This is a genomic window from Yersinia enterocolitica subsp. enterocolitica, from assembly GCF_901472495.1.
Lineage (GTDB): Bacteria > Pseudomonadota > Gammaproteobacteria > Enterobacterales > Enterobacteriaceae > Yersinia > Yersinia enterocolitica.
Map to the genome: position 1 here is coordinate 1,069,047 of NZ_LR590469.1, position 11,846 is coordinate 1,080,892.

The following is an 11,846-nucleotide window of genomic DNA, read 5'->3' on the forward strand; positions in this document are numbered from 1 at the left end:
ATCACTGTTGTTGCCCCTCGCGACTGAGGGGTAACGCACTCGTTGCCTCCAACTGAGAAAACAAGCCAATAATGTGTTGTAACACCGGATCGGATTTTTGCGCCTTATGGATATGCGCATAAATATTAAGTTTACTGCTATCCAGAAACGCTGTTTTAACTGTTTTCAGCGGTAAAATTGCACACATTTGCCGGGCAAAGAGTGCCGGAGCAAACATCAGAGCATCAGAGTGAGCAGTATGTATCAACAGGTTGCTAAATGAGGTGCTGCGGTAAGTGCGGTGAACCGTATAAATATCATCGAATGCAACCAAGTATTGTTCTTTTTCGACGGCGTCCTGCGGCAAGATCCACCCCAGTAACTCTTCAGCCTTTAGCTCTTCAAGGGTAATGGCTTCTTTGACCCGTGGATGGTCACGTCGGCATACCAATACCGAGTTGGACTGAAATAGCGGGTAGCGCTGAATGGCACTGTCATTTTCCAGACTAAAACCAATATCAATATCGATTTGCCGTCTTCTTAACAACTCAAGCCGTTTTTGCACTGAGGGTTGATTGGAGAGAAATTCATACGACAGCGAGTGACCCTGCGGGGGATTTTGCATCATGTAGCCAAGCAACCAGAATTCAACTAATGAACTGCTCCGTATCCTGAGGGTACGCATAGCAACACCTTGCTGGTTAAGCAGCGCGCTTTTATTGACCCCTGAATCCATCATTTCCAGTGCAGGTTTGAAAATTTTATATAATTCAAGTGTCAATGCGGTTGGCTGCATGCCAGTTCCGCCTCTAAACATAATCGGATCGTTGTAATGCCTTCTCAGTTTATTCAGCACCACACTGACGGCGGATGCACTCATATCCAGCCTTACCGCCGTTTGCGACACCGTTCCTGTTTCGACAATCGCGCATAAAACGCGGGTGAGATTCAAATCAAGTGAGCTATTCACGCAGGATCCCAAATATTATTTTGCTAACTATCAGTATAGACAGCACTTTTTGATTTTCAAAAACTAACTTTTAGCTTTGACGATAGTAATTGATACTTACAGAGCCTAGATTTACCTCACGAACCTCATAAAGCGTTTTCAATTTATATTTTTCATCGGATTTTTCTGAAGAATTATAAATGCAATCCTAATGACTTAGAGGGGGATTCGTAAGGATAATGCCGCTTATGAAAATAGAACCTTTTAAATACCCACATAATAATTGTGGAATTAATAATGCCACTGAAAAGATCAATTTCTTTTTTTATAGTGATTCTGATTTATTGGCATATTCCCTCAGCCAACTGGTTCAGAGCATCAGTGATATCGATTATGCTCATTTAATTAAAGTAAATTTCTTTCATATAACAGTTATTGATGAAACTGTAATCAACATGTTAAGAAGTAGCGTGAATAATGTCATTATATTCGATCTTGATAGTATGTTTTACACTGAAAAAATACATGTGATAAATGATCTTAAAAAAACCAATCACACTCTACAGTCAATTGCACTTTGTAACGATCAGGAGTTTTTAATTTATTATAGATTCTATTCATCTTTTTTTGAGCTTGTTTTAAGAAAGAAAATTAAAATCAATGAATTGACTAAATATCTCGGTGCATTTATTGATGGATTTATCGCGCGACATGGCGAATTCTCACCAAGTGAATACGTTTCATCGAAACATTACTTTTATATGTTAACAGATAAAGAATCAGCCATTTTAAAGAAAATCCTGGCTGGAGAAACCAACAAGAAAATAGCCAATACATTATTTATCAGTGAGAAAACCGTCTGTAGTCATCGTTCAAAGATCTACTCGAAATTTGGTGTCAGAACATTATCTGAATTATATTCAAGATTAAAACATGAATCACTTATTGTTTAATTTCTTTAAGGTAAAGAAGCAGCAACAAACTTGGCGCTGACAAATTAAATAAAACTAACACTCATCAAATTTAATTAAATCTAAAAACCTCATTCCATCAATCGTGGACGGAGCGTTGCTATCTATATTTCGGAGTTTATATGCATAAAATTTACCGCTTTATAAAAACTTTTATGGTTAGCTGCCCGGTGTTATTGGGTGGATTTTCTGTCGTTGACGCTAAAGCTGAAACCGCACTTAATACCCAGTCCGGGCCAATTTATTTATCCTTGCTGGGGCCAGAAACCCAATTTGTGGTGGCTGATAATGCCACCATTACAGCCATAACTGATAGCGCGATTTTTGGTGATAATAGTGCCAACTGGCGGCTGATTGTTTATGGTTCAGTGCTTGATAATCCCAACTATTCTGTTGCCGCAGGCGTGGTTCATCTCGACGCTAAAACGGCCGCTGGCTCTCAGCTGGATAACTACGGCATTCTGGCGGCAAACCAAGCCGGGAACAATGTGTCTGGTGTAAAACTGGAGAATGGGGGGGTTGTCGTTAACCATGTCGATGCCCAGATTAGCAGCCTTGGCGGTTACGGTATCGTATCCAGCGGAGCATTGGCCGCTATTTGGAATGACGGCGCCATAAGTGGTTATTCCAGCGGGGTTCGCTTGGCTAGCGGAGGTTCGGTTATCCAGAGTGCTACCGGGACGCTGGTCAGTAGCGATGGCCCTGGTATTTTATCTGATAGTGGTATTTTTTCGGTGAATAATGCGGGCAGCATTACCGCCAATGTGGCCGCGGGTATCCTTGCGCGGGGTGACAGCAGCGGCTCTATCTCGAATAGCGGCACCATTACCGGGCCAAATGCCATTGCTATCCAAGGCAATGCCGGGATGATAATCAATAACACCGGCACCTTCACCGGCACCAATGGCACAGCGGTTGATCTTAGTGGCAGTAATAACCAACTGATATTAGATACCGGCAGCGTTATCAATGGCAAAGTGGTGAGTCGCGGTAGCAATAACACCCTCGCATTGCTGGGTGATGGCACCGCCACTAATGATTTCAGTGGATTGTCCTCAGTTTCAGCCATTGGCACCGGTCTTTGGACTCTGGGCGGCAATGTCACGACCACGGCGGCCAGCACTTCAGCGTTGGAGGTACAAAACGGCAAATTAATCATCACCGGTCAATTGACCAACAGTGGCGTTGGGGCGGCAGCCAATGTCTCACATGGTGGGATATTACAAATTGGCACTGGCTTGAGCCGCGGTAATCTCATCAGTGACGTCAATATTGAACAGAGTGGGACAGTCGGTGGTTATGGCAGCGTCACCGGCAAGGTGAACAATGCCGGTAATCTTATCGTGGGGCAGGCATTGTCCGGTGAGGGACATGGCGAGTTCACCATCAACGGTGACTACCATGGTCAGGGCGGGACAGTCGTCTTTGATACCGATATGGCAGCGGATAATGCTGCAACAGACAAATTGATAATCAATGGTTCTACTTCTGGTGAGAGTCATATCCGCGTTCAGAGCGCACACGGCGAGGGCGCTCAAACCTATGATGGTATTAAAATTATCACGGTCAATGGCCGTCAGTCTGACGGGCAATTTAATTTGCTGGGCCGTGCGGTGGCCGGGCCTTATGAATATTTTCTGCAACAAGGCACACTGACTGACCCGGACAACAAAGACTGGTATTTGCGTTCAACCTTTGGTGGCATCGCTCCGGTTAGTGGCGATACCGGTGGTGGTGCCAAAGACATTCCGGCGAGTAGCAAAACACTGCGCCCAGAAGCTGGCGGTTATATGGCCAATTTAGCTGCGGCACAAACCCTGTTCAACTTGCGACTCAATGACCGCGAAGGTCGCGCCGAAAACTCAAGTATGTGGCTGCGTCAGGTGGGTTCACGCACTGGCTTCAGTGATGGCAGCGGCCAGTTACACAGCACCGCCAATGCTTATGTGGTGCAAGGTGGCGGCGAAGTATTGAGTGCGGCAATGGGGCAGAATGACCGCTTGGGTGTCGGTGTCATGGCCGGTTATGGTTATAACAATAATCAGACCCAATCTAACCGCACCGGTTATAAATCACGCGGCACGGTGGATGGTTACAGTGCCGGCATTTACGCCACCTGGTATCAGGATGCCAAAAATCAGCAGGGTGCCTATGTGGATAGCTGGTTGCAATACAGCAAACTCAATGCCAGCGAGCAGGGCGATGAGTTGGCAATGCAAAGTTATAACATCAATGGTTTGAGTGCCTCGGTTGAAAGTGGTTACCGCATGCCGGTGTATCATGGTGTCAACGGTGATGTGTTTGTGACGCCACAGGCGCAGGTTATCTGGGATGGACAGAAAGCAGATACGGTGCATGATGACAGTAATACCCAAGTTCAATCAACAGGAGCGGATGTTATCAATACCCGAATCGGTGTTCGAGTGGCGCGTGATAGTGTCAGTGATCAGGATAAAGGCAAGGATAAGCTGTTCACGGTTTACTCGGAAGTGAACTGGCTACATAACAGCAAAGATCCCGGCGTCGCGATGGATAACATTACAGTGAGTCAGGCTGGCAGCCGCAACGTGGGTGAAATAAAACTTGGGGCGGAAGGTAAACTGAATAAAAATTGCAATACCTGGGCCAATGTTGGTCAACAAATAGGTGGCAGTGGTTACAATGACAGCCGCGTGACGGCGGGCCTTAAGTACGCATTCTAATCACTACTGATAAGAAAATTAAGCACCAATAAGAATGAAACGCTGCGGGCAGTCCGTGGCGTTTTTCTTTTTCAAATCAGCTTGATGCTACTGACCCCATCACCTGCTGGATAAAATTATCCCGTACCCAATCTTGTATGCGATCATCCCAGGCGATACCCACTTGCCAACTGAGATTCTCTCCACTGAGTGGCATGATATTTATGCCAGGCGGCGCAATATGCACCACACTTTGCGGTAATAAGGCAACGCCGATACCAGCAATCACCAGCGCCAGTATGGTCTGAATATCTTCAACTTCTTGCGTCGTGGGCGCATACCATTGGTTTGATTGCAAAAATAGATCGGTTTGTGCATTGAGCCCACGCCCACGCTCAGTATATAAACGCAGCAATGGCAGGTGTTTTAACCACTCATCGGGGGAGTGTGTTTTATTTTGTGCTGTCACCAGCACCAGGCGGTCGTCAAATAAAGGATAAAAATTCAATACCGCTGTGGGAGGAGCACGAACAAAGCCAATTTGCAGTTCACCGCGCGTTAATAACGCATATTGTTGCGCCGAGGGAATATCTTCCAGGGTGATAGAAATCGCCGGGAATTGCTGTCGGAATTTGGCGATATAATGTGGCGCGGTATAGAAAGTCGATAGACCAAACCCGATGGCGAGCAACCCTTCAATACCCTTAGCAACGCGGGCGGCAGATTGCAAAAAAAACTCGGATTGACTGACCGTTTTCTCAGCTTGTGCGAGTAATTGTTGCCCACTGCGTGTCAACGCCGCGCCATGTCGCCCACGGGTGAACAAGTGAATATTCAGCATCGATTCCAACAAGTTAATCTGCTTGGTCAGTGCCGGTTGCGTCACGCAAAGGGCCTGTGCAGCATCGCCATAGTTGCCTTTTTGTGCGAGCATCACAAAGGCTTTCAGCAACTTTATATTCACTTATTCATTCCTGTTGGTAATCAAAAAAGGAAAATCATTCATTATAAAGTTATCAATAGCGCTGCTGTAATACCAGTCATGAAAATCAGCAATAGATATCCTTGGAGGATAATGTGACTGAATTACCATTAATCACCGCAGCAACGGTACAATTCCAGCATCAGGCCAACAATAAACAATACAACCTATTGGTTATTGAAAGGTTTATTGAGCAGGCAGCTCTGAAAAACATCAAAATACTGGCTTTCCCAGAGATGTGCATTACGGGATATTGGCATGTGCCTAAATTGACGGCAGCGCAAGTTACCGCTTTGGCTGAGCCGATTGAAAGCAGCCCATCGATTGCCTTGGTGCGGGCTTTGGCGCTGAAACATCAAATGTTGATTGGTGTCGGCCTGATAGAACAGGGAAACGACGGGCGACTCTATAATGCTTATGTCGCTTGTATGCCTGATGGCTCGGTGCACACGCACCGAAAACTGCATGCTTTTGAACACTCAGCTATCAGCAGCGGTGATTCTTACACGGTTTTTGATACCCCCTGGGGCGTCAAAGTTGGCATTCTTATCTGCTGGGATAACAATTTGGTGGAAAATGTGCGCGCAACCACCTTGCTTGGCGCTGATATATTATTAGCACCGCATCAAACTGGCGGAACGCATTCCCGCAGCCCATATGGTATGAAGCCCATTCCACTCGACCTCTGGGCGCAACGCACGGAAAGAAAAGCGGAAATGACGGCGGCTATTCGCGGCGTAAATGGTCGGGAATGGTTAATGCGTTGGTTACCGGCCCGTGCACATGATAATGGCCTGTTTATTCTATTCAGTAATGGTATTGGCGCGGATGATGATGAAGTTCGTACCGGTAATGCCATGATACTGGACCCTTATGGCCGTATCATTAATGAAACCTGGGAAGCCGCCGATGTGATGGTCAGTGCTGAATTAGATTTGTCGTTAATCCCACTCAGCACGGGACGGCGCTGGATTTATGGCCGTCGGCCCGAAATGTACTCTATTTTAACTCAACGGCAAGGTTATGAACGGGATGCCATTTCAGCACGTTTTTCCACTGACATTCCTGACGTGAAAAAACCATAAATTAGCCAAAAGTAGGGGGCGGGGAAACCGGCCTACCTGCGCACACCAGTACCAATACTGATACTCGATATGCCGCTTGAACCGCCACTCACCCCAACATGGCCAGTATTGGCACAGGCGACCAGTAATAGCGTAAGCATCACGAGGGTTAATATTTTCATTTGAAGCCCTTGGTTTATCAATTAGTTCGTAATCATAACATTCAGTATATAACTAAAGCTTCTGGCGACCGACGCTTCTGTCATCAGTGACAGCGGAATAGGTCGCCTTGCCAATAATAAACAGCGCAAATAGTGAGTCACATCCGCCTTATTCAACCTGATTGGTGACTGTATCTGTTTAATAATCAGATCAACAACGTCGCAACACTCAATCAAGAGAATCGTCTATGCATTTTACTCAAGCCATTGCCAGACTTCCTGCTGACACCTGTGGTAGCGGCCAGACCACCGCCCAATTGGGCGCGCCGGATATTGCTGCCACCGGGCAACAATTTTTGGCTTATGTCGATACTTTGCTGCGACTTGGCCTGAAAGTGACTATCTTACCGGCGGCTCCGACCTTCCCGGATGCCCACTTTGTCGAAGATACGGCGGTGGTGATGCCGGAGCTGGCGGTGATAACTCACCCCGGAGCGCCAAGTCGCCAAGGCGAAGTGGACACCATTGAGCCACTGTTCACCGATCGCCCTGTTTTTCGCATGAGTCATCAGGGGCATCTTGATGGCGGTGATGTGTTATTAGTCGATAAACAGTTCTTTATCGGGCTGACGTCGCGCACCGATAAAGCGGGCATTAGCGAGTTTACCTCTGCGGTCGGGCGCTATGGTTATCAAGTGACCGCCATTGAAGTGAGCGCCGGTCTGCACCTGAAATCCATTGTGAACTATGTGGGCCGCAACACCTTGTTGCTAACCGAAGATTACCAACACCATCCGGCCTTTGCTGGCTTTAACACTATTGTGATTACCGATGCGGAGTCTTACGCCGGTAATACCTTATGGATCAACGATACGCTGATTACTCCGCAAGGTTATCCTGCTACCTTGGCGCAAATTGAAAAGCTGGGGATGCCTATTGTCCAACTGGATACCAGTGAATTTAAAAAAATGGATGGCGGCTTGACCTGCCTCTCACTTCGTTTCTGATCTTTGCCAACACCGGGATTTTAATAATGAAAAAGACATTCGCTGCATTATTGACTGGCTTGATACTTTCCGCTCCCGTAGCGGCTCAGACGATAGAAACTATCAGTTTTGGTGTGGACGGCGGATACCCACCGTTTGATGTGCTGGCGCCCAGCGGCGAGATAACCGGCTTTGATATTGATATTGCAAATGCATTATGTGACAACCTGCATGCCAAGTGTGTGTTCGTCAAACAACCTTTTGAAAGTATGATTGCCGCACTGAATGCGCGTAAGTTCGATGCCATTATTGCCTCGCTGAGTATTACCGATGAGCGCAAAAAAGAAGTCGACTTTACCGATCGCTACTACCGCAGTGCGGCACAATTAGTGGCGCGCAAAGGCAGCCCATTGTCACCTGATGTTGCCAGTCTGACAGGGAAAACTGTCGGCGTGCAGACCGGATCCATCCATGAAACTTACGCCAAAAAACATTGGGGTGGGCAAGGGGTCAAAATTGTCTCTTACGCCAATCAGGATAATGTCTATCTGGATCTGATGTCAGGGCGGATCAACGCCTCGCTACAGGATAATATTCAAGCTGCCAGCAGCTTTATTGATACGCCCCGCGGGCAGAAGTTTGCTTTTGCCGGGCCGGTTATTCAAGACGACACCATCTCATCTGATGTGGGTATCGCCGTCGGTAAAGATAACCCGGCCTTGCGCGATGCCTTGAATGGGGCCATAAAAGCTATTCGTGCTGATGGTACTTACGACGCCATTCAGAAAAAGTATTTTAGTTTCGATATTTACGGCGAGTGATTTTTAGCCATGATTATTGCGAGCGCCGGGCAATAGCAGCCACGCCCGGTTGCCGTTGGTTAGCCTTGGGAGGTCGATAATGGTCGTAGACTATTTGCCGTTACTGGCACAAGGGGCGGGCTTATCACTGTGCGTGATGCTGTTGTCACTGGCCGTGGCACTCACACTCGGCCTGATTAATGCGGTTATCAAGCTGTTTGGCCCGCGCTGGCTACGTTGGATCTCTACCGGCTACACCACATTAGTGCGTGGTATTCCTGAACTGGTGATCATGCTATTGCTGTTTTTTGGCGGCGAAATGTTGGTCAATGGTTTTCTCGGTCTGTTGGGATTAGGGCCGGTGCGCTTCAATACTTTTGTTTCCGGAGTGCTGGCAATCGGCATTGTATTTGGTGCGTATTACACCGAAACCTTCCGTGGCGCGTTTCAAACCGTCGATCGCGGTCAGTTGGAAGCCGCGGTGGCTTACGGCATGCGCCCCGGCCAAGTGTTTCGTCGTATTATGCTGCCGCAAATGCTTAGCTTTGCCATTCCCGGCATCAATAATAACTGGCTCGGTTTGATGAAAGCCTCTGCTTTGATCTCGATTTTGGGATTGGAAGATATGGTGTGGCTGGCCGAGCAGGCGGGGCGCGCAACACAAAAACCTTTCCTGTTCTACTTCCTGGTGGCGATGATTTATATGGTGATTACCGCGCTGTCCAGTTGGGGCTTTAGTCTGTTGGCGCGGCGTTATGCACTGTCAACCTCAACGGCGGCGAGGGCGCGCTGATGAACCTGCAAACTATCATAGAAGCGGTGCCAACATTTCTCTATAGCGACGGTGCTGATACCACCGGTCTGGCGATGACCGCCAAACTGTTTTTACTCTCGGTGTTCCCCGGTTTACTGCTGGCGCTGGTGATGGCTGTCGGGCAGGCATTCGGCCCACGTCCGTTGGCCTGGTTGATTCGCAGTGTGACTTATTTCTTTCGTAGCACGCCACTCTACCTGCAACTCATGCTCATCTACTATGGCCTGTCGCAGTTTGACATTGTGCAGTTAGGCTGGCAGGACGACCAACCCTTTTGGCTGCTGTTCCGTGATGCTACTTTCTGCGCCACACTAGCGTTGGTGCTCAATACCAGCGCTTATGTTGCGGAGTTATTGGCGGGCATGATGGTGACTTTCCCGCGTCAGGAGTGGGTGGCTGGCGAAGCGTTTGGTATGAGTCAGTGGCAAATCATTCGCCGTTTGGTATTACCAGCGACATTACGCCGCGGTATTCCGGCGTTGAATAATGAAATGGTGTTCTTGCTGCATGCAACCTCTCTGGCCAGTACCGTCACATTGCTCGATATCACCGGTGTAGCACGGGCTTTCTATGCTGCCACTTATTCGCCGTTTATTCCGTTTCTGATGGCGGCGGCGCTGTATTTATTGTGTACATTTATATTGATTTTCTTGTTTTCACGTGCGGAACGGCGCTGGTTAGCCTTTGCCCGCCACGATTGAATCCAGCGGGCAATCCAGCTTTAAGCATTTTTAACAATTTTAAGCATTTTCAACAGCTTTAAGCACGTTTGATAGCCTGTAACTCGGTGATGGTGACGATTTTATCGACGCGGAATTTTTTACTGGTGAGCCAGGTGTCGGCCAGTAGTCGGTAGTGCTCCATGTGGCGGCAGCCAATGCGCACCAGAAAATCAAAACTACCGCCGACCAGCCAGCAATCCAGCACCTCTGGTGTTTTACGCACTTCTTGCTCGAAGGCCGCTTGAGAGTGCCCGTGGTCGGCTAAGGCAATTTGTGCTTGGATAACAAAAGCATGCTCGGGTTCCGGTAGCTCAATAATCGCACTATAACCACGGATAATACCGGCGCGCTCCAACAGCCGAACGCGCTCCAAACAGGGGCGGGCGGTCAAATTGACCTGCTCGGACAACTTCTGATAAGAGATACGGCCATCCTGGCTCAGGATTTCAAGGATTTTTTTGTCAATTCGGTCAAGCCGGGGTTTCTTTTCCACAGATAGGACGTCCAATGAAAATCAATAATCATAAGTTACCTGAACATGCCCTGAGTGGGCAGCGTCAATTAACCAGTTTTCATTTCGGCCAGCCGGGTGTGGGCGAGAAAATCTACCTACAGGCGGGCCTACATGCCGATGAACTGCCCGGAATGCTGGTATTACATTATCTTAAAAGATTACTGAGTCAGGCGGAACGGCGCGGAGAAATTCAGAGTGAAATAATTATTGTGCCTATAGCTAACCCGGCAGGTATTGCACAAGTGCTGTTAAACAGTGGAATAGGTCGTTTTGATTTGGTCAGTGGCCGCAATTTTAATCGTGATTTCCCTGATTTGGCTAAATTAGTCTCACAACGGCCAGGGGCGGCGACATTAAGCGAAAAAGAGACGACGCCACAACAGATACGCCGCGCGATGGTCGCTGCATTACAGAGTTTGCCTGCGCTCAGTGAAGTGGATGCTTTGCGCCAACATTTACTCATGCTGGCCTGTGATGCTGATTTGGTGCTGGATTTGCATTGCGATGACCGCGCTATTTTGCATCTGTATGCCGATCCGGCCTGGCAAACATCAGTGGATGTGCTCGCGCAGTTTTTGCATATTGACACCGTGCTACTTTCACAAGATAGCGGTGGCGGTTCGTTTGATGAAGCCTGTGGCTTGCCGTGGCATCGGCTAGCTGCACATTATCCTAACCTGGCCCCCGCCTGTATGGCCGTGACGGTTGAATTACGCGGGCAACAGGATGTCAGTCACCCGCTGGCCAGCGCGGATGCCGAGCGTATTTATCAATATTTACAACATCGTGGCGCTATTGCTGGGGTTGTCCCTGAAATTCCGCAGCGAGAGGTGGTGATGTTGCCTTTTTCCGCCGGGGAAATCGTCAATGCGCCAGCCAGTGGTTTGCTGTTGCTATTGCGTCAGCCGGGCGAATGGGTGACAAAGGATGAAGTCGTCGCTGAAATAATTGATCCGCTTACTGATACGGTTAAAGCGGTGCGGGCAACAGCGGGCGGAATTATCTATGCCAGCAGGCGTACTCCGTTTGTGACGTTGGGGGCTGAAGTGATGAAAATTGCCGGGAAAACCCCCTACGCAGGTGGCGGGGGGTTAGCGTCCTAAGTGTTAAAGACTTAACTCGCGCAGCAGCGAAAATCAACATGTGGCTCCGCAAAATTTGCAATCTGCCACTCGTGATTTTCAACAGCAATTGATGACCCAAATGCTAAAGGAAAAGGGATT

Annotated in this window: 12 protein-coding genes; 8 read left to right on the forward strand and 4 right to left on the reverse strand. The window is 48.2% G+C overall.

Features of this window, described 5'->3' with window-relative positions; all coding sequences use genetic code 11:
* Nucleotide 1 precedes the first annotated feature (1 nt).
* Complete coding sequence (locus tag FGL26_RS04975) at nt 2-949, reverse strand: LysR family transcriptional regulator (protein ID WP_032902762.1); 948 nt, start codon at nt 947-949, stop codon at nt 2-4.
* 227 nt (nt 950-1,176) lie between these two features.
* Here FGL26_RS04975 and FGL26_RS04980 point away from each other — a divergent pair, with 227 nt between their 5' ends.
* On the forward strand, nt 1,177-1,881 hold the full coding sequence (locus FGL26_RS04980; RefSeq protein ID WP_005169721.1) for a helix-turn-helix transcriptional regulator: 705 nt from the start codon (nt 1,177-1,179) through the stop codon (nt 1,879-1,881).
* 140 nt (nt 1,882-2,021) lie between these two features.
* Nucleotides 2,022-4,601, forward strand: coding sequence for an autotransporter family protein (locus FGL26_RS04985; protein WP_005169723.1), 2,580 nt, complete (start codon nt 2,022-2,024; stop codon nt 4,599-4,601).
* A 76-nt stretch (nt 4,602-4,677) separates the two neighbouring features.
* Here FGL26_RS04985 and FGL26_RS04990 read toward each other — a convergent pair whose 3' ends face one another.
* Nucleotides 4,678-5,544, reverse strand: coding sequence for a LysR family transcriptional regulator (locus tag FGL26_RS04990; protein WP_005169727.1), 867 nt, complete (start codon nt 5,542-5,544; stop codon nt 4,678-4,680).
* A gap of 113 nt (nt 5,545-5,657) precedes the next feature.
* Between FGL26_RS04990 and FGL26_RS04995 the strand changes: the two genes are divergently transcribed.
* Nucleotides 5,658-6,647 (forward strand): nitrilase family protein, encoded by a 990-nt coding sequence (locus tag FGL26_RS04995; protein WP_032908400.1) that lies wholly within the window; start codon nt 5,658-5,660, stop codon nt 6,645-6,647.
* Between the two features lie 32 nt (nt 6,648-6,679).
* Here FGL26_RS04995 and FGL26_RS21765 read toward each other — a convergent pair whose 3' ends face one another.
* Complete coding sequence (locus FGL26_RS21765) at nt 6,680-6,808, reverse strand: hypothetical protein (RefSeq protein ID WP_019079415.1); 129 nt, start codon at nt 6,806-6,808, stop codon at nt 6,680-6,682.
* Between the two features lie 227 nt (nt 6,809-7,035).
* Here FGL26_RS21765 and FGL26_RS05000 point away from each other — a divergent pair, with 227 nt between their 5' ends.
* From FGL26_RS05000 to FGL26_RS05015, 4 genes are all read left to right on the forward strand, one after another.
* The gene (locus tag FGL26_RS05000; RefSeq protein ID WP_032908401.1) at nt 7,036-7,794 is read left to right on the forward strand and encodes a dimethylarginine dimethylaminohydrolase family protein; all 759 of its coding nucleotides are present in this window, start codon (nt 7,036-7,038) and stop codon (nt 7,792-7,794) included.
* A gap of 26 nt (nt 7,795-7,820) precedes the next feature.
* The gene (locus FGL26_RS05005) at nt 7,821-8,594 is read left to right on the forward strand and encodes an ABC transporter substrate-binding protein (RefSeq protein WP_005169737.1); all 774 of its coding nucleotides are present in this window, start codon (nt 7,821-7,823) and stop codon (nt 8,592-8,594) included.
* A 79-nt stretch (nt 8,595-8,673) separates the two neighbouring features.
* Nucleotides 8,674-9,366, forward strand: a complete 693-nt coding sequence (locus FGL26_RS05010) for an ABC transporter permease (protein ID WP_005169740.1) — start codon at nt 8,674-8,676, stop codon at nt 9,364-9,366.
* The gene (locus tag FGL26_RS05015; RefSeq protein ID WP_005169743.1) at nt 9,366-10,088 is read left to right on the forward strand and encodes an ABC transporter permease; all 723 of its coding nucleotides are present in this window, start codon (nt 9,366-9,368) and stop codon (nt 10,086-10,088) included. Before FGL26_RS05010 ends, FGL26_RS05015 begins: the two co-directional genes overlap by 1 nt.
* 58 nt (nt 10,089-10,146) lie before the next feature.
* Here the strand turns inward: FGL26_RS05015 and FGL26_RS05020 are convergent, their stop codons facing one another.
* Nucleotides 10,147-10,602 (reverse strand): Lrp/AsnC family transcriptional regulator, encoded by a 456-nt coding sequence (locus FGL26_RS05020; protein ID WP_005169746.1) that lies wholly within the window; start codon nt 10,600-10,602, stop codon nt 10,147-10,149.
* Between the two features lie 14 nt (nt 10,603-10,616).
* Here FGL26_RS05020 and FGL26_RS05025 point away from each other — a divergent pair, with 14 nt between their 5' ends.
* The gene (locus FGL26_RS05025) at nt 10,617-11,726 is read left to right on the forward strand and encodes a succinylglutamate desuccinylase/aspartoacylase family protein (RefSeq protein ID WP_005169750.1); all 1,110 of its coding nucleotides are present in this window, start codon (nt 10,617-10,619) and stop codon (nt 11,724-11,726) included.
* The last annotated feature ends 120 nt before the right edge of the window (nt 11,727-11,846 follow it).